Origin of the sequence: Comamonas sp. B-9 (assembly GCF_000410635.1) — a bacterium.
Lineage (GTDB): Bacteria > Pseudomonadota > Gammaproteobacteria > Burkholderiales > Burkholderiaceae_C > Comamonas.
Genome location: NZ_APCR01000304.1, coordinates 1 through 21,323, shown reverse-complemented (window position 1 = coordinate 21,323; position 21,323 = coordinate 1). Strand labels below are relative to the sequence as shown.

The following is a 21,323-nucleotide window of genomic DNA, read 5'->3' as shown; positions in this document are numbered from 1 at the left end:
TTTTTAGGGATGACCAGGCAGGCTTGGCACCGCTTCCTGGCTGCCACCCTCAGTCAGCAGCCATTGCCGCAGCTGCGCAAAGGCGGGAGACTGCATGCGATCGGGCCGGTAGCACAGGTAGTGGCCATGCTCGACGGCGGTGGCTCCTTCGAATGGCGTGACCAGCACGCCTTCTGCCAGTTCGTCTTCGACCAGGATGAGGGGAACAAAGGCGATGCCCAGACCACAGCGCGCTGCCTGAATCAAGGCCGAGTACTGCGCAAACCGAGGGCCCGCAATCAGCAACTGGTGGGTGATGCCATGGGCAGCGGCCCATTGCGACCAGGCGCCCTGGGCTTCTTCATGGTGCAGCAAGGTATGGGCCAGCACATCGGCGGGGTCCTGGATCTTGTGCAGGCCCTGCATCAGCGCGCTGGAAGCGATAACCACGAATTCGCGCCCGGCGATGTATTCGTTGACCACACCGGCGTAGTCGGCTGGGTTGTAGCGGATGGCGGCATCGACATGGGCCGGCAGGTTCTCCAGCGGCGCCAGATGGCGGCTGAAGCTCAAGGTGGCGCGGGGGTGGGCCTGGCGAAAGCGCGGCAGGCGGGGAATGAGCCAGCGGGTGAAAAAGGTCGGCACGCAGCTGAGGGTCAGCACATTCGTGTCCGCGCCGGCGCGGACCTCGTAGGTGGCGGTCTCCAGGCTGCGCAGGCTGCCCGTGATCTTGAGCCAGTAGCTGCGGCCCACGGGCGTGAGCTCTACACCGCGCCCCAGCTTTTGCAGCAGGGCCGTGCCCAGAAAGCCCTCCAGCGAGGCAATCTGCTTGCTCACGGCGCTGGTGGTCACGCACAGCGAGGAGGCAGCCAGGGTCAGGCTGGAATGGCGGGCCACGGCGTCGAGCGCGAGCAGCTCCTGGATGGTGGGGCAGTCCCGTTTCATAGTCTCAGTCAGTGGTTTTGTTGATGAAAAGTAGCCAGAACACTTTCCATTAATTCAATGATGGTGCCGCATTGTCACAGCAATGCAATACCAATATAAGGCCCGATCGCTACACTAACGTGTCTGAAAAGGAAAGTATTAATTTTTTACTGGGAGACAAGATGGTTCGTGGCATTGCCATCGTCTATGGCCTGTATCTGCTGCTGCCGATGGCATTGTTGGCCGTGGGCAGCTTTGGGCAGAACTGGACCAATAGCTTGCTGCCTTCGGGTTTCACCGGGCAGTGGTACATGGATTTGTGGAGCGACCCGTCGTTCCGCAAGGGCTTCATCTCCAGCCTAGTGGTAGCGCTGTCCACCTGCGCGATCAACGCGGTGCTGGCGCTGCCGCTGGCCTATTCCCTGCACCAGGGTGCAACGCGCGGCCGCGCTTTCGCAGCCCGCATCGTGAGCGCCATGCCCGTTGCCGTGCCCGCCATCACGCTGGGCTTCGGCTACATGATTGTCTTCAACACCGACACCTTGCCCTGGCTGGGCAGCACACCGCTGCTGATTGCCGCGCATGTGATTGCAACCCTGCCTTATCTCACCAACACCTTGCTGACCGACCTGCGCCACCTCGGCATCGAGCGGCTGGAGCAGGCGGCCGCCACCTTGGGCGCGGGCGAATGGCAGCGCTTCAGCGGCATCGTGCTGCCCAGCCTGCGCCAGAGCATGCTCTCCGGGCTGGTGATGGTGGCGGCGCTGTCGATCGGGGAGTTCAACCTCTCCAATCTGCTGGTCGGTTTCCAGAACCGCACCTACCCGGTGGTGCTGCTGCAGGCCTTCTATGGCGCAACCGGCTTTGCCTGCGCTGCTACGGTGATCCTGCTGCTGCTGGCCAGCCTGGCAGCGCTTCTGTCTTCTTCTCTTTTGCGTAAATCCCCATGAGCCTGACTTTCCAGAACGTCAGTTACCGCTACCCCGGCAGCCAGCAAGGGCTGCACGAGGTGTCCTTTGACATTGGCGAGGGCGAGCTGGTGGCGGTGATCGGCCCCAGCGGCTCGGGCAAGTCCACCCTGCTCAAGCTGGTTGCGGGGCTGGAGACCGGCTACCAGGGCCGCATCGCACTGGCTGGCCAGGACATGGCGGGCACGCCGGTGCACCTGCGCGGTATTGGCATGGTGTTCCAGAGCTATGCGCTGTTTCCGCACCTGTCGGTGCGGGACAACGTGGCCTACGGGCTGGCGCTGCGCAAGATGCCAGCCGCACAGCGCCATGCCCGGGCGGCAGAGCTCTTGGAGGTGGTGGGCCTGTCCGATTTTGCGCAGCGCGGTGTGCAGCAGCTCTCCGGCGGGCAGCAGCAGCGGGTGGCGCTGGCGCGCGCGCTGGCCATCGATCCGCGTGCGCTGCTGCTGGACGAGCCGCTGTCTGCGCTGGATGCCAGCGTGCGGGGCCATCTGCGCGACCAGATCCGTGCCCTGCAGCAGCAGTTTGGTGCCACCACCTTGCTGGTCACCCACGACCAGGAAGAGGCGCTGGCCATGGCCGACCGCGTGGCGGTGCTCAAGGAAGGGCGGCTGCTGCAGATTGCCACGCCCAAGGAAATTTACGACATGCCGAACTGCCGCGCCGTGGCGGAGTTCGTCGGGCTCTCCACCATATTGGAAGGGCAGGTGGCCTCCAGCGGCCGCGTGGACTTTGGTTTTGCCGAGCTGTCCGTGCCCACCGGCAGCCATCGCCCCGGGCAGAAGGTGCATGCGCTGATCCGCCCCGAGCATATTGAGCCAGACCCGCAGCCTGGGCAGACCAATACCTTGCAGGGCCGTGCGGGGGCCTGTCGTTACCTAGGGTCGCTCACGCGCTATGACTTTGCGGTGGAGGGCGCGCCGCGCGCCTTCCTGGCCGAAGGCCGGCAGCCGGCAGGCCAGGCCATTGCCATCGCGCCCGAGCACATTCGCTTGCTGGATGCCTGAGTACAGCACCAACCATTTAGCACCACACCGACACCAAACTTTTCAACGAAGGAAAACCGCTATGCAACGCCGACATCTCATCCAAGCCGCTGCTGCCTTGCCTTTGGCTGCCCTGGTCCAGCGCACATCCTGGGCACAAGAGGGCGCGGAACTCTATGCCGGAGAAAAAGAGCTCTACGAGCTGGCCAAAAAAGAAGGTTTTTGCGTCTCCTTCGACACCGGCCCGGAATGGGCCAACTGGAAGGCCTTGTTTGCCGAGTTCAAGAAGCGCTACCCCGATGTCGAGCTGAGCTACAACGACCTGGGATCGGCAGCTACCGTGGTCGCGCTGGAGAAGATGCGCCGCCGCCCCCAGGCAGACACCGCGTACTACTTTGCGGCCTCGGCCGTCGATGCCGCGAAGAAGGATGTGGTCGCGCCTTTCAAGCCCATCCACTTCGACAAGTTGCCCGAGGTGTTCCGTGAGGCAGAAGGGCGCTGGTTCACCATCCACACCTTGAACATCGCCTTCCTGGTGAACAAGAAGCTGGTCAAGAATGTGCCCACCGGCTGGGCCGATCTGCTCAAGCCCGAGTACAAGAACAGCGTGACCTACCTGGATCCCCGCAGTGCCGGCGTGGGCCAGGTGCTGACCTTGGCCGCAGCCTACGGCAACGGTGGCAGCGTAGACAATGTCAAGCCCGGCACGGACTACCTGGGCAAGCTGCATGCCGCAGGCAACGTGCAGCGCGTGGAGGGCACCACCCCTTATGCCAAGTTCATCAAGGGTGAGATCCCGATCTGGATCGGCTACGAGAATGACGGCCTCAAGGCCAAGCATAGCGACGGCATGGGCGAGGCCTGCGAAGTTGTCATCCCCAAGGAGGCCAGCGTGGCCGCGCCCTACGCCATCAGCCTCGTCAAGGGCGGCCCCAACCCGAACGCCGGCAAGCTGTGGCTGAACTTCATCATGAGCGAGGCCGGCCAGCAGCTCTTTGCCAAGGGCTTCGTGCGGCCTGCCGTTCCAGGCGTCAAGCTGCCCGACGATGTGGCTAGCAAGCTGCCTGCGGCAGCGCAGATCCGTCCGCTCGATGTCATCAAGGCCTCGGCCAAGAAGGCCGAGATCGACCAGCTCTGGGCGCAGGCCACGCTGGGTCGCTCATGAGCGGTTGGATCCGCCGTTTTGGCGCCTGGCCTGCCTGGTGCTTTATGGCGCTGTTCTTTGTGTTGCCCCTGGCATCGTTGGTGCCCGAGGCCATGGCGGACGGCGGCAGCGCCTTTGCCCGCTTGTGGGGCAACCCGCTGCTGGGCCGGGCCGTGCTGAACACCTTGGTGCTGGGCCTGACCGCTGGTGCAGTCTCTGGCTTGGTGGGCACGGTGATCGCCATTGAGCTGGGGCGCCAGCCGCTGCAGCGCCGGCGCTGGATGATGACCTTGCTGGGGCTGCCGCTGGCCTTCTCGGGCCTGGTGATCGCCTATGGCTTCATCCTGGCCTTTGGGCGCTCGGGCTTTGTCACACAGCTGCTGGTGGCGCTGGGCTTTGACGGCGCCGCTGTGGGCAGCTGGATCTATGGCACGGTCGGCCTGGGCTGCGCCTATGCCTACTACCTGGTGCCCCGCGTGGCGCTGTCGCTCTACCCGGTGTTTGCCAACCTCGATCTGCGGCCCATGCTGGCGGCGCGCACCTTGGGCGCCACGCGATGGCGCGCGTTCCGCGACACGGTGGTGGCCGAGGTGGCGCCATCGGTGGCGTCCAACGCCTGCCTGGTGGCTGCCATTGCGATGGGCACCTACGGCACGGCGCTGGCGTTGGTGGGGACGCAGCTCAACATTCTTCCGCTGATGCTGTTTGCACAGGTCAGCGATGGCGGATCGGACCTGAGCGTCGCATCTGCCTTGTCATTGCTTTTGATGGCGCTGTGCGTCATCGTCATGGGATTGGGAGACACGATTGCACGCCAACGCGAAACACATGCAGCAGGATCACATTGATGCGCTGGGCTTGCCGCCCGGGTTGACGGACGCACTGCGGCGGCTGGCCAGGCACCAGGCCAGCCCGGCGCGCCACCGCCGGCCGGTGGGGGTCATTGGGCCGGGTGATGCCGATGGGCAGGTCTATGCCGATGCGCGCCTGATTGCACGCGCGCTGGCTGCCGCCGGCATGGCCATCGTCTGCGGGGGGCGCGGCGGTGTGATGGCTGCAGCCTCACAGGGCGCCACCGAAGCGGGCGGGGTCGCCATCGGCATCCTGCCCGAAGAAGACGAGCGCCATGCGAATCCCTATCTCAGCGTGGCCTTGCCCACCGGGATCGGTGAAATGCGCAATGCCTTGATTGCGCGCAGTGCCCTGTGCCTGGTTGCCGTGGGCTACAACATGGGAACGCTCTCCGAGATGGCCCTGGGCCTAAAGTGGGAGCGCCCGGTGTTTGTGCTGCACGGCAAGCTGTCCTTGCCCGGCGCGGTGGAGGTAGCGGATGTGCAGCAGATGCTGGGCTGCGTCGTGGACTGCCTTTTGGGCGATGCTGCGTGTGCCTGAATGCCGGCGATGCTGGCGGTGCGGGCGATAGCGCCCGCATGTTGGCCTGGTTCCTAAGGCCTAAGCACGCCCCGCAGGGAAGAGGCCGAAGCTGCAGTTCACGCAAGGCTTGGCGTGTAGTTTGTACGACCTAGGCGTACTCCACCCTCGCCGCTAAATTGGGGAACTCGTTCTGCATGTCGTCCAGTAGCCATGGCCGCATTTCAGCAGGCGTTGGACGATAGCCCTCTGAACCCTATATTTCTACCGAGGGATGTTTACGGACTGCGCAGCGAGCCCATCGCGCAGGGACATAAGAAATGGCAGCCTCGGCTGCCACTTTTTGTGCCTGGGACCTGTCCCAGGCTTGCACTTGTGCGACTGCCGTATCAGTCTGCAGTAGGCGGCACATAGCCGACGGCCGCATCGGCGCCTTCGCCAAAGAAATGGTTTTCCATCTGGCGGGCCAGGTACTGGCGGGCGCGCTGGTCGGCCAGGTTCAGGCGGTTTTCATTGACCAGCATGGTCTGGTGCTTGAGCCAGCCAGCCCAGGCTTCCTTGCTGACGTTTTCCCACAGGCGCTTGCCCAGCTCACCAGGGTAGGGGGGAAAGTCGAGGCCCTCGGCTTCTTTGTGCAGTTTGACGCAGTTGACCATACGTGCCATGGGAGATGCTTCCTTCGTTGGGTTGACGCTGTTGCACTGGCAGGGTGCTTGCCCGATGCTGCCGCAGTCTGCGGGCGGGTTGCCCAGCATGGCCTGCTTTGCCCGCACCACCAACCAGGGTTGGGGCACTGGCGAGCTTCCTGCCTTGCCAGCCCCGAAACCGGGCCTGGCAGATGCCTTTTCGCGTCTTGTTAATAAGTTTCAGTCATAAAAAACTGAATTAATAGTAGTTTGAGTTTTTATGGCCGCGTTTCAGAATGTGTTCAAGCCTAACAAGCCCTACGACTTTTGCCATTCTGAAAGTGTTCCATGCAACAACGCCGCCACTTTATCAAGTTTCCGATAGCCGCAGCCGCAGTCGCGTCTCTGATGGCGCTGGCACCCGCAGTTTTTAGCGGCGCAGCCCATGCCCAGGCACCAGCACCGGTGACCTTGCTCAACGTGTCCTACGACCCGACCCGTGAGCTGTACAACCAGTTCAACCAGGCCTTTGCCAAGCACTGGAAGGACACGACCGGCCAGACCGTGACCATCAAGCAGTCGCATGGCGGCTCAGGCAAGCAGGCGCGCGCCATCATCGATGGCATCGAAGCCGATGTGGCCACCTTGGCGCTGGCCGGCGACATTGATGCGCTGAACAAGCACGGCCAGCTGGTGCCGGCCGATTGGCAAAAGCGCCTGCCGCTCAACAGCGCGCCTTACACCTCGACCATTGTGTTCCTGGTCAAAAAGGGCAATCCCAAGGGCATCAAGGACTGGGGCGATCTGATCAAGCCCGATGTGAAGGTGATCACCCCCAACCCCAAGACCAGTGGCGGCGCGCGCTGGAACTACCTGGCCGCCTGGGAGTTTGGCAAACGCAACTATGGCGGTGAGGCTGGTGCCAAGGACTACATCAGCAAGCTGTTCAAGAATGTGCCGATTCTCGATACCGGCGCGCGCGGCTCGACCGTGACCTTTGTGCAGCGCGGCCAGGGCGATGTGCTGCTGGCCTGGGAAAACGAGGCCTACCTGGCACTGAAGGAGTTTGGCCCCGAGAAGTTCGAGATCGTCACGCCTTCGCTGTCGATCCTGGCCGAGCCTACCGTGACCGTCGTCGACAAGGTGGTGGACAAGCGCGGCACGCGCAAGATTGCCGATGCCTACCTGCAGTACCTGTACTCGGACGAGGGCCAGGACATTGCCGGCCGCAACTTCTACCGCCCCACGGCCGAAGCGGCCAAGGCCAAGTACGCCAGCCAGTTTGCGACGCTCAAGCTCTTCACCATCGATGAGGCCTTTGGCGGCTGGACCAAGGCCGACGCTGCGCACTTTGCCGATGGCGGCAGCTTTGACCAGATCTACACCAAGAAATAAGCAAGGACGCTGAACCGGCCGCCGGGTACCCCCTGGCGGTTGGGTCCAAGAAGGTGAATGTTATGAATTTTCAGCAACTGCGGGCCGTGCGCGAAGCCGCCCGCAATGGCTACAACCTGACCGAGGTGGCGCATGTGCTCTACACCTCGCAGCCAGGCGTGAGCCGCCAGATCCGCGAGTTGGAAGACGAGCTGGGCGTGGACATCTTTATCCGCGCTGGCAAGCGCCTGACCGGACTGACCCCGCCGGGCGAGGCCATTTTGCCGATTGTGGACCGCTTGCTGCTGGAGTCCGAAAACCTGCGCCGCGCCGGTGCCGATTTTCATGCCAGCCGCAGCGGCCAGCTGAGCATTGCCGCCACCCACTCGCAGGCACGCTATGCGCTGCCGCTGGTGGTGCGCGATTTTCGCGAGCAGTTTCCCGATGTGGCCCTGCACCTGCACCAGGGCTCGCCCCGCCAGGTCGCCGAGATGCTGCTGAGCGGCGCGGCCGATATCGGTGTGGCCACCGAGGCACTCACCGGTTATGCAAGCTTGGCGACCCTGCCGGGCTACCGCTGGACCCACTCGGTGGTCGTGCCCCCGGGCCACCCCTTGCTGGCCCAGCAAGAGGCTGGACGGCCATTGACCCTGCAGTCGCTGGTGCGCTTTCCGATCATCACCTATGAGCAGGGCTATACCGGCCGCTCGCATATCGATGAGTCGTTTGCCGCCGCCGAGGTCACGCCCAATGTGGTGCTGACCGCCATGGATGCGGACGTGATCAAGACCTATGTCGAGCTGGGCATGGGCATCGGCATTGTCGCCTCCATCGCCTTTGACGAGGAGCGCGACCGCAACCTGCGCGCCATCGACGCCGGCCATTTGTTCAAGGTCAACACCACGCGCATTGCGCTGCGCAAGGGCGTGTGGCTGCGTGCCTATGCGCTGCAGTTCATCGAGAGCTTTGTGCCGACCTTGAAGCGCGAGGTGGTGTTGCAGGCCGTGTCGGCCACCGCACCGGATGAGGCATCTGTGCAGGCCGCCGCGCAGAAAGCAGCCTGAGTGATCTGCGGGGTATAGAAACTATTACTTCGATAAGCGCACGCTATGATGCACGTTTTTAACGTGTAGATGAGGAGATAGCGAATGCGCAAAACTTTGATGCTCACGGGTCTGGTTGCAGCCATGGCCTTGGCCGGTTGCAAGACCATGGACGCGGGCAACCTGGGCGGTCTGATGGATTCGGGCTCCACGGCGATGAAGGCCATGACACTGACCGATGGCGATGTCGTGGCCTTGTCCAATGAGTCCTGCGCCGCGCTGGACAAGCAAAACAAGCTCGCGCCTGCGAACAACAAGTACAGCCAGCGTCTGGCCAAGGTCGTCGCCAATATGCCGCAAGAGGTGGAAGGCAAGAAGGCCGACTACAAGGTCTACCTGACCAGCGATGTGAACGCCTGGGCAATGGCCAATGGCTGCATCCGCGTCTACAGCGGACTGATGGACCTGATGAACGACGACGAACTGCGCGGCGTGATCGGCCATGAAATTGGCCACGTGGCGCTGGGCCACAGCAAGCGCCGCATGCAGACGGCCTATGCGACATCGGCCGCACGCCAGATTGCTGCGAGCAGCGGCAATGCCACCTTGGCATCGCTGTCGAGCTCGCAAGCGGGCGAGCTGGGTGAAAAGTTCATCCATGCGCAGTTCTCGCAGGCCAACGAGTCTGCCGCCGACAACTACTCCTTTGACCTGCTCACCAAGCAAAAGATGGAGCGCAAGGGCCTTGTCACCGCGTTCCAGAAGCTCGCCAAGTTGAGCGGCGGCAGCGGCAACTCGCTGATGGATTCGCACCCACCGTCGGACGCCCGCGCCAAGGCGATGCAGGCGCGGCTGGACAGCGGCAAGTAAGCCGTCGATAGCCCAAGAGGGGACTGGTGCGGTGCATGCCACCGCGCCAGTCCCTTTTTTTGCGCTCGGCTCCTTTGTCGGCGCCGACCTTCTGTGCTTGGGTGACGCCGCCGCAGTGCACGGGCTGCTATGCTGGCTGCCTCATTCAAAGAGGTGTTATGCAGTTACTGTTGTTGAGCAACTCCCGTGCCCCGGATGGCGGCTACCTGACCTTTTGCCGCGAAGCGCTGGCCCTTCAGATGAACGGCGTGCAAAAGGCGCTGTTTGTGCCCTTTGCGGGTGTGACGCTCAGTTGGAATGACTACACCGCGCAGGTGCAGGATGCCATTGCGCATACAGGCGTGCAGCTGGTGGGCGCGGACCAGGACAATGCCCTGGAACAGTTCTTGGCCGGGGATATTCAGGCGATCATCGTCGGTGGCGGCAATACCTTCCAGCTGCTGGCCCAATGCCGCAAGCGGGGCTGGCTGGTGCGCATGGGCGACGCGGTGCGCTCGGGCCGCATGTCGTATACCGGTTGGAGTGCAGGGGCCAATCTGGCGGGCCTGACGATCAACACCACCAATGACATGCCAATCGTCGACCCGCAGGGCTTTGGCGCGCTGGGCCTGGTGCCGTTTTGCATCAACCCGCACTACCACAACAGCCTGCCGCCCGGCCACCAGGGAGAGACGCGCGACCAGCGCCTGGCGGAGTTCCTGGTCGCCAACCCGGACAAGCAGGTAGTGGCTCTGCCCGAAGGCAGCTGGCTGCGCGTGCAGGGTGGCCAGATCGAAGTGGCAGGGCAGTTTGCGGCCAAGCGCTTTGCGGCGGGCAAGCCGGTGGAAGACTTGCCCGTGGGGACTGCGCTGGCGCTTTAAGGCTTGGTTAGACGCGTTCGAAGATGGCGGCAATGCCCTGGCCGCCGCCAATGCACATGGTGACCAGCGCATAGCGGCCGCCGGTGCGGTGCAGCTCATGGATCGCCTTGACGGTGATGATCGCGCCGGTCGCGCCAATCGGGTGGCCCAGCGAGATGCCCGAACCATTGGGGTTGACCTTGGCAGGGTCCGCGCCCAGGCCCTTGGTCACTGCGCAGGCTTGTGCGGCAAAGGCTTCGTTGGCTTCGATGACATCCATCTGGTCCAGCTTGAGGCCGGTCTTGGCCAGCACGGCCTTGGACGCGGGCACGGGGCCAATGCCCATGATCTTGGGATCGACCCCTGCATGGGCATAGCCCACCAAACGGGCCAGCGGCTTGGCTCCGCGCGCCTTGGCGGCGGCGGCCTCCATCAGCACCACCGCCGCGGCGGCGTCGTTGATGCCCGAGGCGTTGGCGGCGGTGACCGTGCCGTCTTCCTTGATAAATACGGGCTTCATCTTCTGGAAGTCTTCGATCTTGGCGCCGGCGCGGAAGTGCTCGTCTTTGTCAAAGGCGATATCGCCCTTCTTGCTTTTAAGGATGACCGGCACGATCTGGCCGGCAAAGCGGTTCTCGGCCCAGGCCTGCTCGGCGCGCTGGTGGCTGCTCAAGGCCAGTTGGTCCTGGTCATCGCGGCTGATGCCAAATTCCTTGGCCACGTTCTCAGCGGTCACACCCATGTGGATGTTGTGGAAGGGGTCGTGCAGCGCGCCGGTCATCATGTCGATCATCTTGAAATCGCCCATGCGTGCGCCCCAGCGGCTGGTGGTGCTGGCGTAGGGCGCGCGGCTCATGTTCTCGGCACCGGCACCAATCGCCACGTCATAGTCGCCCAGCAGGATGCCCTGGCTGGCGGTCACAATCGCCTGCAGCCCCGAGCCGCAGAGGCGGTTGACATTCATCGCCGGCGTCTCCTGCGGGCAGCCGCCCTGGATGGCGGCCACGCGGCTCAGGTACATGTCCTTGGGTTCCGTGTTGACCACGTGGCCGAAGACCACATGGCCCACGTCCTTGCCTTCAATGCCGGCGCGGGCCAGCGACTCCTTGACGACCAGCGCACCCAGCTCGGTCGGTGGAACATCCTTGAGGCTGCCGCCAAAGGTGCCGATGGCAGTGCGCACGGCGCTGCAGACAAGTACTTCACGGGACATGGAAAGGTCTCCTGTTTAGGTTGGAATGGGCATGCAAATGTTGCCTTGCAGCATTATTGCCAGCCAGACCGCCGCTGTGCAAACCGCAGGCGGTCAGCGCGCACCTTGGTGACAGTCCATGGCGGGCATGGACCCTGCGCTGCGCGCCGTGGTTCAAGGCTCGCGCACGTCGGCGATCACGTTCTGGCCAAAGTCGGCGCGGTCCAGCCAGCCCAGCACCTTGGCAGCGGCTTCTGCCGGGCTGCTGAGTTTGCCGCCCTCATGCAGGCCCTTGAAGTTGCCCACATCGGGGAAGGCACCCGCATCGGCATTGCGCAGCTGCACCTGCATGTCAGTATCGATCACGCCGGGTGCGAGCGAGACAATCTTGGCGCCATGGGGCTTTTGGGCTTCTTCCAGCGCCACGCAGCGTGCATAGGCATCCATGCCGGCCTTGGCGGTGCAGTAGGCGGCCTGCGATGCCATGGGGCGGCGGCCCAGGCCGGACGAGACATTGAGCACTTTCTTGGGCACGGTCCAGCTGTCGGTCGCACCCAGAAACACCCCCGTCAGCGCCATCGGCGCCTCCAGCCCCACGCGCAGCGCATTGCGCAGGTCGGGCGTGGCCAGGTCGGACAGCGGCGCGATCTGCGGAATCACGCCAGCGTTGTTGATCAAGGTGATGCTGGCCCAGTCGCTGGCCTGGAGGCTGCGCAGCCAGTCGCCCAGGCGCTGGGCGGCGGCATCGGTATCGCCCAGGTCCTGCTCCCACTGGATGAGCTGGTCCGGCGATGGAGCGGCAGCGGCCAGCGCGCTGGAGCTGCGGCGCGCAATGCTGAGCACGGTATGGCCCTTGGCCAGAAGTTGCTGGCCCATGGCCAGGCCCATGCCGCGCGAGCCGCCGGTGAGGATGGTGAGGTGTTTGGTGGTCATAACCGGCTATCGTAACGGCAGTTGGGCCTGGGCGTTACGGCGTTTTTCCCGGTGGCCTGCACAAGCGCGGCGGCTTGGTTAGGATGGGCAGCTTTGGAATCACAAAGACAAAGGAAGCACAGCATGAACCAACCCAAAGTAGCCATCGTGATCGCCGGTGGATCCGGCATGGGCGCAGCGGCAGCACGCCAGTTGCACCAGGCCGGTTATGCGCTGGGGATTATGTCGTCCTCGGGCAAGGGTGAGGCGCTGGCCCAGGAGCTGGGCGGAGTGGGCGTGACGGGCTCCAACCAGAATGTGGCCGACATGCAAAAGCTGGTGGATGCGGTGATGGCGCGCTATGGCCGCATCGATGTGCTGGTCAATGGTGCCGGCCACGGCCCCAAGGGCGATCTGCTGTCGATCAGCGATGAGGACTGGATCAAGGGCCTGGAGGTGTACTTTCTGAACGTGGTGCGCGCCACGCGCCTGGTTGCGCCCATTATGCAAAAGCAGGGCGGCGGCGCCATCATCAATATTTCGTCGGCCTGGGCGTTTGAGCCGGCAGCGCTGTTCCCCACCTCTGCCATGGCACGCTCCGGGCTGGCGGCCTTCACCAAGATCTTCTGCGACGAATACGGCAAGCACAACATCCGCATGAACAATGTGCTGCCCGGCTGGATCGACAGCCTGCCCAAGAAGGACGAGCGCCAGGCAGCGGTGCCACTGCAGCGCTACGGCAAAGCCGACGAGATTGGCGCCACCGTGGCCTTTTTGGCCTCCGAGGGGGCGGCCTATATCACCGGCCAGAACATCCGCGTGGATGGCGGCCTGATGCGCCACGTTTAAGACGATCCGGCCGTTCCAGCACGGCCGTTAGAAATCAGCCGCCAGCCGGCAGTCCAGCCACTGGCCGGTCACCGGGTGGGCAAAAACCAGCTGCTGCGCCTGCAGCAGCAGGCGTGGCGCCATCGCCTGCACTGCGGCGCTGGCATAGAGGCCATCACCCAGCATTGCATGGCCGATGGCCTGCATATGCAGGCGCAGCTGGTGGGTGCGACCGGTCAGCGGCCCCAGCCACAGGCGCGTGCTGCCGGCAGGGATGGCGGGCAGGGCGGCCGCTTCCTCCGCATTCATCGCCCGCCACCAGGTCTGGCTGGGCTTGCCCATCTCCCCATCCACCCGCTGCAAAGGGCGGCGCTCCCAGTCGGCGATCAGTGGCAGATCGACCAGGCTCCAGCGGTGGCCATCCTGCGGCATCGCGGCATGCAGCGCATGGCTGGGTGGCAGCGGTTGTGCAGCGGGGCTTCCGCAGACGACGGCGGTATAGCGCTTGCGCACGGCGCGGGCCGCAAAGGCATCGCCCAGCGCACGCTGCACGGCCAGGCTGCGCGCCATCACCACCAGGCCCGAGGTGGGCTGGTCCAGCCGGTGCACCACCAGCGCATCGGGCCATTGCTGCTGGGCCCGGGCGCTCAGGCAATCCTGCTTGTCTTCTCCCCGGCCGGGGACGCACAACAGGCCCGATGGCTTGTTCAGCACCAGCAGGTGTTCGTCGATGTAATCGGGGATCAGCATGGGGAGGGGGTGAGAGCGCAGCGCCCGATTCTAAGTGCTGCAGCCTAGGTGACAGCGCGCGCTGCGCACTGCGCGCGCCTGCCTGTACTGTATGCCTCGTCATAAGCTGCAGGCATTTGCTCATGCAGCCCGCTGGCAGTGCGGGTTGCTACGATGCCCTTTGCCGCGCGCACGCGCTATAAAAACAGATGCATGCCGGTGGTGGTATGTGCAGCCTTGACTGTGCGCCGCCACTGGCCATACCACAAGGAGACCCAATGCTAGGCCTGATGCAAAAGCAGCAACTGCTGACCTCCAACCTGCTGGAGTTTGCGGAGCGTTACCACCGCGATACCGAAATCGTCTCGCGCCGAGTGGAAGGTGATATCCACCGCTACACCTATGGCGATTTTGCGCAGCGCGCCCGGCAGCTGGCGCAGACCCTGGATGGCATGGGGCTGGCAGCGGGCACGCGCGTGGCGAGCCTGGCCTGGAATGGCTACCGCCATATGGAGCTGTACTACGGCGTGGGCGGATCGGGCCGGGTCATCCATACCCTGAACCCCAGGCTGCACCCGGACCAGGTGGTCTGGATCGTCAACCATGCCGAAGACGAGGTGCTGTGCTTTGACAGCTGCTTCCTGCCTATCGTGCAAGCCATCCACGCGCGCTGCCCTACGGTGCGCCAATGGGTGGCGCTGTGCGATGCCGACCAGTTGCCTGCCGATGCCGGCATCCCGGGCCTGGTTGCCTACGAGGCCTGGATTGCGGCTGCCGACGGCGCCTACCAGTGGCCCGAGTTTGACGAAAACACCGCCTGCGGCATGTGCTACACCAGCGGCACCACGGGCAACCCCAAGGCGGTGCTGTACTCGCACCGCAGCACCGTCTTGCATGCCTATGGCGCCTCGCTGCCCGATGTGATGGACATCTCCTCGCGCGATGTGGTGCTGCCCGTCGTGCCGATGTTCCACGTCAACGCCTGGGGCCTGCCGTTTTCCGGGCCGCTCAATGGTGCCAAGCTGGTGTTTCCCGGCCCGGCGCTCGATGGCCCCTCGGTCTACGCGCTGATGGAGGCCGAGAAGGTGACCTTTGCCGCCGGCGTGCCCACCGTCTGGCAGATGCTGCTGAGCCATGTGCAAAGCCAGGGCCTGCGCTTTAGCAGCCTGCAGCGCACCATCATTGGCGGCTCGGCCTGCCCGCCAGCGATGATCAAGACCTTCCAGGAAGACTATGGCGTCACCGTGCTGCATGCCTGGGGCATGACCGAGCTCAGCCCCCTGGGCACCGTCTGCACCTTGAAGCACAAGCACCTGGAGCTGCCGGCCGACACCCAGGCGCAGCTGCTGGCCAAGCAGGGCCGGGTCATCTTTGGCGTGGACATGAAGATCGTTGGCGACGATGGCCAGGACCAGCCCTGGGATGGCAAGACCTATGGCGACCTGCTGGTGCGCGGCCCCTGGGTGGTGGCGGACTACTACCGCAGCGAGGGCGCCTCGCCGCTGGTCACTGATGCGCAGGGGCGCGACTGGTTTCCCACTGGTGACGTGGCCACCATCGATGCCGATGGCTTTATGCAGATCACCGACCGCAGCAAGGATGTGATCAAGTCCGGCGGTGAATGGATCAGCTCCATCGATATCGAGAACATTGCGATGGCGCACCCGGCCGTCGCCATGGCTGCCTGCGTGGGCATGCCCCATCCCAAGTGGGACGAGCGGCCGGTGGTGTTTGTCGCGCTCAAGAAGGGCGCCGCTGTCAGCGAGCAGGACTTGCTTGCCTTCTACCAGGGCAAGATGGCCAAGTGGCAGATCCCCGATGCCGTGATCTTTGTGGATGCCATTCCGCTGGGCGCCACCGGCAAGATGCTCAAGACCCGGCTGCGCGAGCAGTTCAAGGACTATGTGCTGCCGGCTTGACGGCCCCTTGGAATAATTCGCTAAACCCCTTTTTCCAGGCATACCAGGAGGCCTTTGCATGACGCGCAAGATTGGGCAATTATTGGATCTGACCGGCAAGACGGCCCTGATCACCGGCGGCTCACGTGGCCTGGGGCTGCAGCTGGCCCATGCGCTGGGCGAGGCCGGTGCCAAGGTGGTGGTGACCAGCCGCAAGGCCAGTGAGCTGGAGGCCGCGGTGGCGGAGCTGAGCGGCGCTGGCATCGATGCGCGCTGGATCGCCGCCGACTGCGCGGTCGACAGCGAGATCGAGCGCCTGGCCATCGAGGTGCTCGAACGCGTGGGCGATGTGGACATTTTGGTCAACAACGCCGGTGCCAGCTGGGGGGCGCCGGCAGAAGACCATCCGGCCGCTGCCTGGGACAAGGTGATGAACCTGAATGTGCGGGGCTATTTTCTGCTGTCGCAGCAGCTGGCCAAGCGCTGCATGATTGCGCGCCGGCAGGGCGCCATCATCAACCTGGCATCGATTGCCGGGCTGGGCGGCAACCCAGTGGGCATGAAGACCATCGCCTACAACACCAGCAAGGGCGCGGTCATCAATTTCACCCGCGCGCTCGCTGCCGAATGGGGGCATTACGGCATCCGCGTCAATGCCATTGCGCCGGGTTTTTTCCGCACCAAGATGGCCAATGGCCTGATTGACCAGATCGGCGAGGATGCGATGACCGCCGGCGTGCCGCTGGGGCGCCTGGGTGGGGATGATGATTTGAAGGGCGCTGCCGTGCTGCTGGCCAGCGATGCGGGCAAACACATCACCGGCCAATGCCTGGCCGTTGATGGCGGCGTCAGCATTGTCACTGCGGGTTGATGCGGGCAGCCTGAACCGGTCAGGCTGGCCGGGTAATTCGATGGGCTGCCCGCAAAGGGCAGCCCCCTGTATCAGCTGTGGTCCGTCTGCGCCAGGTAGAACCACTCGCGGTTCACTGCGGCATCGGGCTGGGGGAAGATCACGCAGCCATCGAAGGGCGCCAGAATCTGGCTGCCATCGGCGCGGGTCGCGAGCAGGTCACCCTGGCTGAACGGATCAAAGTTCTGCCACTCCTTTTGCATGCGGTCATCGGCGCTTTGGCGCATGAACACCTGGCGCATATGGTGGGTGGTGTACTGGGCGACGGGCTCGACGGTCACATCGGCCATCTCCAGCAGGGCCAGCACGCCAGCGATGCAGCGGTCGGCCACCTCGATGGCCTGGGGCTCTTCGTGTGAGCCCGATTCCACGGTGATCGCGTAGCCCCCCCGGCTGCGCATGAACTCATTGGTGCCGATGCCATGCTCGGGGCGAATCGCGCCGCCGCTGGCCTTGACGGCTTGCTCATACACCTCCAGCCAGCCTTGCACGATGACGGGCAGGCCCACGGCCTTGGCAAAGGCCTCTTCCTCTTGCTGGCGGGCAAAGGGCTCCAGCGTGCCAGTGTTGTTGAGCGGGCCGGTCATCGCAAAGGCCCGGCCTTCGCCGCTGTAGGAGTGCAGATCGAGCAGCGCATCATGGCTCTCCAGCAGCGGTGCCAGTGCATTGACCATATGGTCTTCAAAGTTCTGCGGCTGGGCCTGGGGCACAAAGTTGCGGTTGAGGTTGCGGTCACCTTCGCGCTCGTTCTTGATAAAGGCCTTGGGGTTGGCCACGGGCACCATGGTGAGGCGCCCGCGCTTGAGGCGCACTTGGCCCGATTCAAAGCGCTCGATCCAGCGGCGGATCGCATGCGTGCCACTTTGCTCATTGCCATGCACGGCGCCAAAGATCAGCAGCGAGGGGCCCGGCACGGCGGACGCCCAGCCATAGCTGCGCAGCGCAGCCGGTTGCTCGGCAGAAGGGCTGTGGTCCTGTTGCGGGATATGGAAGCGAGAGACGGTCATTGCAGTTTTCCGGTGTGATGGCCTGCCAGCCCGGGCCGCTGCGTCACAAGCCTTGCATCCCGCCAGGGGCTGTCGCACCAGAGCAGGGCGCAAGGTTTATACCCACAACCGTGGGGCAGGGGGCGGCGTGTGCCATTGGCCCCAGCGCGTGGGTGCCAGCAGCCATCCTACCGCATAGTGCGCTGCAGGCGGCCGATTCTGCTATCAATTTTGATACGCAAAGCAACGGTTACTTAATCAGCTCGGTGCGCCGGGCAGCCAAAAACGAAAAAGGCTGCCGAGGCAGCCTTTGCGAGAGCGTGGGCCATTTAGCCCAGCACGCTTATGCGGCGCGGGTGAACACCAGGTCCCAGACACCATGGCCCAGACGCAAGCCCCGGTTTTCGAACTTGGTCAGCGGGCGGTACTCAGGCTGCGGCGCGTAGCCGTCGGCCGTGTTCTTCAGGTCGGGGTTGGCCGAGAGCACCTCGAGCATCTGCTCGGCATAGGGCTGCCAGTCGGTGGCGCAGTGGATATAGCCACCGGGCTTCAAATGGGCGACGAGCTGGGCCACAAACGGCGCCTGGATCAGGCGGCGCTTGTTGTGCTTTTTCTTGTGCCAGGGATCAGGGAAGAACACATGGATGCCGTCGAGCGAGCCCGGCTGCAGCATGTTCTCCAGCACTTCCACGGCGTCGTGCTGGAAGATGCGGATATTGGTGATGTCCTGCTCGCCAATGCGCTTGAGCAGCGCGCCCACGCCCGGCTCATGCACTTCGCAGCACAGAAAGTTGTCGTCCGGGCGAACGCGGGCGATGTGCGCGGTGGCCTCACCCATGCCAAAGCCGATTTCCAAAATCACCTTGGCCTGGCGGCCAAAGGCTGCTTCGGCATTGAAGGCCTCGCCGGTGTAGGGCAGTACATAGCGGGTGCCCAGCGTCTCAAAGGCCTTGGCCTGTCCGGTGGTGGTGCGGCCTGCGCGGCGCACGTAGGAGCGGATGGTCTTGGGATGGGCCACATCCGCAGGCGCATGGCCGGGCGCACTGCTGGCATCGCGTGCGTTGGTGATGATGGGCTCGGGCACGGGGCCAGCAGCAGGCGTCGAAGAAGATTGCATGGTCATGGAGGTGCCGCTCAGCACAAGCGGCAGGGGTGGCGCTTGCCCGGCAAGGGGCGCTGGGCCGCGTCAAAAAAGGGGCTATTGTAGATTTTTCCAGTCTGCAATGGCAAAACGCTGGGCAATCGCCGTGTGCGCCCGCTGCCATCTGGCTGCAAAATCGCTGCCTATAATGCCCTTTTCAATGTGACGTCTGTCGTGATTGCAGGTCTGTGTGCGACAGGAAACACGGGGTAGGGGCTCGGGAGCGCAGCATGCGCCTGGCCGCTTTCTGCCCCATGGGTTCCGGTATGGGCCTGCCTTTGCGCCAGCATCTGGAGCAGCATGGACATCCTTTCGTCGTTGGAGCCGATCGTGCGCGACCTCATTGCGCCGGCGGCCGCGCATACCGATAGCCAGGCGGTCTACCCGCGCCAGGCGCTGCAGGCCTTGGGCAGCCAGGGGCTGCTGGGCCTTATCAGTGCCGCTGAGGTGGGCGGCATGGGTGCAGGCCTGCACGATGCGGTACAAGTGGTGGAACGCATTGCCCAGGACTGCCCCTGCACGGCCATGGTGCTGACCATGCACTACTGCGGCGTGGCGCTGATCGAGCCTTTTGCCGCTGAAGACACGCGCCGCGCCATTGCCCAGGGCCGCCATATCACCACCTTGGCGGTGTCGGAGACCGGCTCGCGCAGCCATATCTGGGCGCCCACCGGTACCGCCGCTGCGCAGGGCCAGGGCGCGGTACTGCTCAATGCCCACAAAAGCATGATCACCTCGGCGGGCGAGGCCGATTCCTATGTCTGGATCTCGCGGGCGAGCACGGGCGAGGGCAATACGCTGTGGCTGGTCGACAGCCGTCTGCCCGGGCTGCAGATCCCGTCGCGCTTTGACGGCATGGGGCTGCGCGGCAATGCCTCGTCTCCCATCATCGCGCAGGATGTGGCTGTGCCGCAGGCCTGCCGCTTGGGCGAGGATGGCCAGGGCGAGGACCTCAAGGCCCGCTACCTGATGCCGTATTTCCCCACTTTGATCGCGACCACGTCGGTCGGTCTGATGCAAGGGGTGCTGCGCCGCGCTGTGCAGCATGTGGCCACCACCCGCTTTGCCGAAAACGGCAGCGGCCTGGCCGACCTGCCGACCATCCGGGCTTACCTCGCCAAGGCCCAGCTCAAGGCCGACCAGGCCCGCTTGCTGCGCGATGACGCGGTGCAGGCGGTGCTGGCCGGGCGCCCCGATGCCAAGACCCGGCTGCTTCAATGCAAGGCCGCTGCGGCCGAGGCGGCGCTGGAGGTGAGCGATACGGCGATGCGCGTCTGCGGCGGCGCGGCCTTTCGCAAGGACCTGGGCATTGAGCGGCTGTTCCGCGATGCCCGCGCAGCCTCGGTGATGGCGCCCACCACCGATGTGATCTATGACCTGCTGGGCAAGGCGCTGTGCGAGGCCGCAGCCTGAGCCCCCGTGACCCAACCAACCGGAGAGACATGCACCCATGACCGCTTCCTACACCACCCTCAAGATGGGCGCCGTGGCCTATGCGCCCAAGGTCATCACCATCTGGGAGGGCTTCAAGGCCCACTTCATCGAGCAGGGCCTGTACTTTGACTATGTGCTGTATTCCAACTACGAGTCGCTGACCGAGGCGCTGATGGATGGCACGGTGCAACTGGCCTGGAACTCGCCGCTCGCCTTTGTGCGCGCCGAGCTGATGGCGCGGGCCGCTGGCCAGCAGGTGCGATCGATCGCGATGCGTGACACCGACATGGATGTGCAGTCGCTGCTGGTGGTACGCGCAGACAGCCCCGCCCAGACCCTGGCCGACCTGCGCGGCCAGACGCTGGGCTTTGGCGCCATTGATTCGCCCCAGGCCACCTTGATTCCGCTGGACCACCTGCGCCAGCACGGCCTGCTGGCGGGCCAGGATTTTCAGGCGCGCCGCTTTGATGTGCTGGGCGGCAAGCATGGCGACCATATTGGTGGCGAGCGCCTGGCGGCCAAGGCCATGGTGGCCGGTGAGATTGCGGCGTCCTGGATGGTTGCCAAGAACTACCTGGCCTTTGCCGCCGAAGGGACCCTGCCTGCAGGCGCCACGCGCGTGCTCGACACCTCGCAGCCTTTTGACCACTGCAATATGACCGCCGGCCCGAGCATCAACGCTGCCGATGCGGCGCGCTTTACCGAGATCTTGCTGGCCATGTCCTGGGATGACCCGCTGATTCGCCCCTTGCTGGAGTTGGAAGGCCTCAAGGTCTGGCATCCCGGCCGCGCTTCGGGCTATGTGCCCTTGTCCCGTGCGGTGCGCGATGAGCGCTTCTACGATGACGCGGGCCGCATCCTGGCGGCGGACTACCGGTACTGAGGCCCATGGAAAAACCGCCAGCCCCCTGCAGCAGTACGGGCCCTGCAAGCCCAGGCCAGACCGACCCCGCGAGCATGCCGCTGGTTGATTTGGGCCAGCTGGGCTTTGATGCCGGTGCGCACCTGCTGGTCAAGCACGGCCTGGCCGCTGTCGCCGTGGGCGAGTCCATCCGGGTGAGCGGCCAGGCGCCGGGCTGGCAGGCGCAGTTGGCCGCCTGGTGCCAGGCCCAGGGCCATGCGCTGCAAACGCCAACCGGCTGGTTGCGCCAGCCGGCCTTGCTGGTGCG

At 64.4% G+C, this 21,323-nt stretch carries 21 protein-coding genes and 1 pseudogene; 15 read left to right on the top strand and 7 right to left on the bottom strand.

Features of this window, described 5'->3' with window-relative positions:
- Window positions 1–3 precede the first annotated feature (3 nt).
- Window positions 4–924 carry a LysR substrate-binding domain-containing protein gene (locus H928_RS0102540; RefSeq protein WP_021025088.1) on the bottom strand — a complete coding sequence of 307 codons (921 nt, stop codon included), beginning with the start codon at window positions 922–924 and terminating at the stop codon, window positions 4–6.
- 161 nt (window positions 925–1,085) lie between these two features.
- On the opposite strand from H928_RS0102540, the gene H928_RS0102535 reads away from it, so the two are divergent.
- The 5 genes from H928_RS0102535 (at window position 1,086) to H928_RS0102515 (ending at window position 5,393) form a co-directional block, all read left to right on the top strand.
- Window positions 1,086–1,853 (top strand): ABC transporter permease, encoded by a 768-nt coding sequence (locus tag H928_RS0102535; RefSeq protein WP_021025087.1) that lies wholly within the window; start codon window positions 1,086–1,088, stop codon window positions 1,851–1,853.
- Window positions 1,850–2,878 carry an ABC transporter ATP-binding protein gene (locus tag H928_RS0102530; RefSeq protein WP_021025086.1) on the top strand — a complete coding sequence of 343 codons (1,029 nt, stop codon included), beginning with the start codon at window positions 1,850–1,852 and terminating at the stop codon, window positions 2,876–2,878. Before H928_RS0102535 ends, H928_RS0102530 begins: the two co-directional genes overlap by 4 nt.
- Window positions 2,879–2,939: 61 nt before the next feature.
- Window positions 2,940–4,022, top strand: a complete 1,083-nt coding sequence (locus H928_RS0102525; RefSeq protein WP_021025085.1) for an extracellular solute-binding protein — start codon at window positions 2,940–2,942, stop codon at window positions 4,020–4,022.
- Window positions 4,019–4,849, top strand: coding sequence for an ABC transporter permease (locus H928_RS0102520; protein WP_021025084.1), 831 nt, complete (start codon window positions 4,019–4,021; stop codon window positions 4,847–4,849). The genes H928_RS0102525 and H928_RS0102520 overlap by 4 nt, the downstream gene beginning before the upstream one ends.
- Window positions 4,830–5,393, top strand: coding sequence for a TIGR00725 family protein (locus H928_RS0102515; protein WP_021025083.1), 564 nt, complete (start codon window positions 4,830–4,832; stop codon window positions 5,391–5,393). Before H928_RS0102520 ends, H928_RS0102515 begins: the two co-directional genes overlap by 20 nt.
- A gap of 368 nt (window positions 5,394–5,761) precedes the next feature.
- Here the strand turns inward: H928_RS0102515 and H928_RS0102510 are convergent, their stop codons facing one another.
- Entirely contained in the window at window positions 5,762–6,037 is a 276-nt protein-coding gene (locus H928_RS0102510; protein ID WP_027010457.1) for an oxidative damage protection protein, read from the bottom strand.
- Between the two features lie 309 nt (window positions 6,038–6,346).
- Between H928_RS0102510 and H928_RS0102505 the strand changes: the two genes are divergently transcribed.
- The 4 genes from H928_RS0102505 to pepE all read left to right on the top strand — a co-directional run bounded on the left by H928_RS0102505 (window position 6,347) and on the right by pepE (window position 10,145).
- Window positions 6,347–7,393 carry a sulfate ABC transporter substrate-binding protein gene (locus H928_RS0102505; protein ID WP_021025081.1) on the top strand — a complete coding sequence of 349 codons (1,047 nt, stop codon included), beginning with the start codon at window positions 6,347–6,349 and terminating at the stop codon, window positions 7,391–7,393.
- 62 nt (window positions 7,394–7,455) lie between these two features.
- Complete coding sequence (locus H928_RS0102500; RefSeq protein WP_021025080.1) at window positions 7,456–8,436, top strand: CysB family HTH-type transcriptional regulator; 981 nt, start codon at window positions 7,456–7,458, stop codon at window positions 8,434–8,436.
- 84 nt (window positions 8,437–8,520) lie between these two features.
- The gene (locus H928_RS0102495) at window positions 8,521–9,285 is read left to right on the top strand and encodes a M48 family metallopeptidase (RefSeq protein ID WP_021025079.1); all 765 of its coding nucleotides are present in this window, start codon (window positions 8,521–8,523) and stop codon (window positions 9,283–9,285) included.
- Between the two features lie 158 nt (window positions 9,286–9,443).
- Entirely contained in the window at window positions 9,444–10,145 is a 702-nt protein-coding gene (gene pepE, locus H928_RS25825; protein ID WP_021025078.1) for a dipeptidase PepE, read from the top strand.
- Between the two features lie 7 nt (window positions 10,146–10,152).
- Here the strand turns inward: pepE and bktB are convergent, their stop codons facing one another.
- A complete protein-coding gene (gene bktB / locus H928_RS0102485; protein WP_021025077.1) occupies window positions 10,153–11,337 on the bottom strand; it encodes a beta-ketothiolase BktB in 1,185 nt (394 codons plus the stop codon).
- Between the two features lie 153 nt (window positions 11,338–11,490).
- The gene (locus tag H928_RS0102480) at window positions 11,491–12,249 is read right to left on the bottom strand and encodes an SDR family NAD(P)-dependent oxidoreductase (protein WP_021025076.1); all 759 of its coding nucleotides are present in this window, start codon (window positions 12,247–12,249) and stop codon (window positions 11,491–11,493) included.
- Window positions 12,250–12,372: 123 nt separating this feature from the next.
- Between H928_RS0102480 and H928_RS0102475 the strand changes: the two genes are divergently transcribed.
- On the top strand, window positions 12,373–13,077 hold the full coding sequence (locus tag H928_RS0102475; protein WP_021025075.1) for an SDR family oxidoreductase: 705 nt from the start codon (window positions 12,373–12,375) through the stop codon (window positions 13,075–13,077).
- A gap of 27 nt (window positions 13,078–13,104) precedes the next feature.
- Here H928_RS0102475 and H928_RS0102470 read toward each other — a convergent pair whose 3' ends face one another.
- Entirely contained in the window at window positions 13,105–13,806 is a 702-nt protein-coding gene (locus H928_RS0102470; RefSeq protein WP_021025074.1) for a pseudouridine synthase, read from the bottom strand.
- A gap of 257 nt (window positions 13,807–14,063) precedes the next feature.
- Here H928_RS0102470 and H928_RS0102465 point away from each other — a divergent pair, with 257 nt between their 5' ends.
- Together H928_RS0102465 and H928_RS0102460 are read left to right on the top strand one after the other, a co-directional pair.
- Window positions 14,064–15,704 carry a 3-(methylthio)propionyl-CoA ligase gene (locus H928_RS0102465; RefSeq protein ID WP_021025073.1) on the top strand — a complete coding sequence of 547 codons (1,641 nt, stop codon included), beginning with the start codon at window positions 14,064–14,066 and terminating at the stop codon, window positions 15,702–15,704.
- 58 nt (window positions 15,705–15,762) lie between these two features.
- Window positions 15,763–16,554 carry an SDR family oxidoreductase gene (locus tag H928_RS0102460; protein ID WP_021025072.1) on the top strand — a complete coding sequence of 264 codons (792 nt, stop codon included), beginning with the start codon at window positions 15,763–15,765 and terminating at the stop codon, window positions 16,552–16,554.
- Between the two features lie 71 nt (window positions 16,555–16,625).
- On the opposite strand, the gene H928_RS0102455 is transcribed toward H928_RS0102460, so the two are convergent.
- Window positions 16,626–17,600, bottom strand: a complete 975-nt coding sequence (locus H928_RS0102455) for a succinylglutamate desuccinylase/aspartoacylase family protein (protein WP_021025071.1) — start codon at window positions 17,598–17,600, stop codon at window positions 16,626–16,628.
- A 322-nt stretch (window positions 17,601–17,922) separates the two neighbouring features.
- The gene (trmB, locus tag H928_RS0102450) at window positions 17,923–18,696 is read right to left on the bottom strand and encodes a tRNA (guanosine(46)-N7)-methyltransferase TrmB (RefSeq protein ID WP_373604901.1); all 774 of its coding nucleotides are present in this window, start codon (window positions 18,694–18,696) and stop codon (window positions 17,923–17,925) included.
- A gap of 324 nt (window positions 18,697–19,020) precedes the next feature.
- Between trmB and H928_RS0102445 the strand changes: the two genes are divergently transcribed.
- The 3 genes and pseudogenes from H928_RS0102445 to H928_RS25820 all read left to right on the top strand — a co-directional run.
- Window positions 19,021–20,133, top strand: coding sequence for an acyl-CoA dehydrogenase family protein (locus tag H928_RS0102445; protein WP_021025069.1), 1,113 nt, complete (start codon window positions 19,021–19,023; stop codon window positions 20,131–20,133).
- Between the two features lie 37 nt (window positions 20,134–20,170).
- On the top strand, window positions 20,171–21,037 hold the full coding sequence (locus H928_RS0102440) for a phosphate/phosphite/phosphonate ABC transporter substrate-binding protein (RefSeq protein ID WP_021025068.1): 867 nt from the start codon (window positions 20,171–20,173) through the stop codon (window positions 21,035–21,037).
- A gap of 74 nt (window positions 21,038–21,111) precedes the next feature.
- A pseudogene (locus H928_RS25820) lies at window positions 21,112–21,323 on the top strand (ferritin-like domain-containing protein); the annotation flags it as partial.

What these genes read in the sequence shown, in the direction of transcription:
- H928_RS0102515 (WP_021025083.1), top strand. Translation starts at nt 4,830, where the DNA reads ATGCAGCAGGATCACATTGATGCGCTGGGCTTGCCGCCCGGGTTGACG.
- bktB (WP_021025077.1), bottom strand. Translation starts at nt 11,337, where the DNA reads ATGTCCCGTGAAGTACTTGTCTGCAGCGCCGTGCGCACTGCCATCGGC.
- H928_RS0102475 (WP_021025075.1), top strand. Translation starts at nt 12,373, where the DNA reads ATGAACCAACCCAAAGTAGCCATCGTGATCGCCGGTGGATCCGGCATG.
- H928_RS0102480 (WP_021025076.1), bottom strand. Translation starts at nt 12,249, where the DNA reads ATGACCACCAAACACCTCACCATCCTCACCGGCGGCTCGCGCGGCATG.
- H928_RS0102540 (WP_021025088.1), bottom strand. Translation starts at nt 924, where the DNA reads ATGAAACGGGACTGCCCCACCATCCAGGAGCTGCTCGCGCTCGACGCC.
- H928_RS0102460 (WP_021025072.1), top strand. Translation starts at nt 15,763, where the DNA reads ATGACGCGCAAGATTGGGCAATTATTGGATCTGACCGGCAAGACGGCC.
- H928_RS0102520 (WP_021025084.1), top strand. Translation starts at nt 4,019, where the DNA reads ATGAGCGGTTGGATCCGCCGTTTTGGCGCCTGGCCTGCCTGGTGCTTT.
- H928_RS0102495 (WP_021025079.1), top strand. Translation starts at nt 8,521, where the DNA reads ATGCGCAAAACTTTGATGCTCACGGGTCTGGTTGCAGCCATGGCCTTG.
- H928_RS0102530 (WP_021025086.1), top strand. Translation starts at nt 1,850, where the DNA reads ATGAGCCTGACTTTCCAGAACGTCAGTTACCGCTACCCCGGCAGCCAG.
- H928_RS0102440 (WP_021025068.1), top strand. Translation starts at nt 20,171, where the DNA reads ATGACCGCTTCCTACACCACCCTCAAGATGGGCGCCGTGGCCTATGCG.
- H928_RS0102455 (WP_021025071.1), bottom strand. Translation starts at nt 17,600, where the DNA reads ATGACCGTCTCTCGCTTCCATATCCCGCAACAGGACCACAGCCCTTCT.
- H928_RS0102470 (WP_021025074.1), bottom strand. Translation starts at nt 13,806, where the DNA reads ATGCTGATCCCCGATTACATCGACGAACACCTGCTGGTGCTGAACAAG.
- trmB (WP_373604901.1), bottom strand. Translation starts at nt 18,696, where the DNA reads ATGCAATCTTCTTCGACGCCTGCTGCTGGCCCCGTGCCCGAGCCCATC.
- H928_RS0102525 (WP_021025085.1), top strand. Translation starts at nt 2,940, where the DNA reads ATGCAACGCCGACATCTCATCCAAGCCGCTGCTGCCTTGCCTTTGGCT.
- H928_RS0102535 (WP_021025087.1), top strand. Translation starts at nt 1,086, where the DNA reads ATGGTTCGTGGCATTGCCATCGTCTATGGCCTGTATCTGCTGCTGCCG.
- H928_RS0102505 (WP_021025081.1), top strand. Translation starts at nt 6,347, where the DNA reads ATGCAACAACGCCGCCACTTTATCAAGTTTCCGATAGCCGCAGCCGCA.
- pepE (WP_021025078.1), top strand. Translation starts at nt 9,444, where the DNA reads ATGCAGTTACTGTTGTTGAGCAACTCCCGTGCCCCGGATGGCGGCTAC.
- H928_RS0102465 (WP_021025073.1), top strand. Translation starts at nt 14,064, where the DNA reads ATGCTAGGCCTGATGCAAAAGCAGCAACTGCTGACCTCCAACCTGCTG.
- H928_RS0102445 (WP_021025069.1), top strand. Translation starts at nt 19,021, where the DNA reads ATGGACATCCTTTCGTCGTTGGAGCCGATCGTGCGCGACCTCATTGCG.
- H928_RS0102500 (WP_021025080.1), top strand. Translation starts at nt 7,456, where the DNA reads ATGAATTTTCAGCAACTGCGGGCCGTGCGCGAAGCCGCCCGCAATGGC.
- H928_RS0102510 (WP_027010457.1), bottom strand. Translation starts at nt 6,037, where the DNA reads ATGGCACGTATGGTCAACTGCGTCAAACTGCACAAAGAAGCCGAGGGC.